Annotated in this window: 1 protein-coding gene; it reads left to right on the top strand. The window is 35.2% G+C overall.

The annotated features are described in order from the left end of the window. A partial coding sequence (locus tag IDG60_RS27670) for an isomerizing glutamine--fructose-6-phosphate transaminase (RefSeq protein ID WP_206160914.1) occupies positions 1 to 881 on the top strand: 881 nt, incomplete at its 5' end. Positions 882 to 1,002: the final 121 nt, after the last annotated feature.

Here is a 1,002-nt window from a genome sequence, read left to right as displayed (position 1 = left end):
GTAAAGAATTTTTAGAAAAATGGGCTGGCGTACCAACTGAAGTACACGTTGCATCAGAGTTTGTCTACAACATGCCATTATTATCTGAAAAACCATTGTTCGTTTATATTTCTCAATCAGGTGAAACAGCAGATAGCCGTGCAGTATTAGTTGAAACTAATAAATTAGGTCATAAATCATTAACAATCACTAATGTTGCAGGTTCAACTTTATCACGTGAAGCAGACCACACATTGTTATTACATGCGGGTCCTGAAATCGCAGTTGCATCTACAAAAGCATATACTGCACAAATTGCAGTATTATCAATCTTGTCTCAAATCGTTGCAAAAGAGCACGGTCGTGAAGCAGATATTGATTTATTGAGAGAATTAGCAAAAGTAACAACAGCAATAGAAGCAATTGTTGACGATGCACCAATTATGGAACAAATTGCAACAGATTTCTTAGAAACAACACGCAATGCATTCTTTATCGGACGTACTATTGACTATAACGTAAGTTTAGAAGGTGCGTTAAAACTTAAAGAAATTTCTTACATTCAAGCAGAAGGTTTTGCTGGTGGCGAACTTAAACATGGTACGATTGCATTAATCGAAGATGGCACACCAGTTGTTGCTTTAGCAACTCAAGAAAACGTTAATTTATCAATTCGTGGTAACGTTAAAGAAGTAGTAGCACGTGGTGCACATCCATGTATTATTTCTATGGAGGGTCTTGAAAAAGAAGGCGACACTTATGTCATTCCTCATGTACATGAATTATTGACACCATTAGTTTCAGTAGTTGCATTACAATTGATTTCATATTATGCAGCATTACACAGAGATTTAGATGTGGATAAACCACGTAACCTTGCTAAATCAGTTACTGTAGAATAATTCACTTTTTTAGAATCAATCATGTATTAAAATTAAAGTATATGGCACCCTTTTAGATTAATCGACTAGAAGGGTGCTTTTTTAGGTCGACTTAGCTTTTACTTCATCTTAATTTGGCAGA

This window comes from Staphylococcus sp. EG-SA-2 (assembly GCF_017152085.1).
This window is presented reverse-complemented; position numbering and strand designations above follow the sequence as displayed.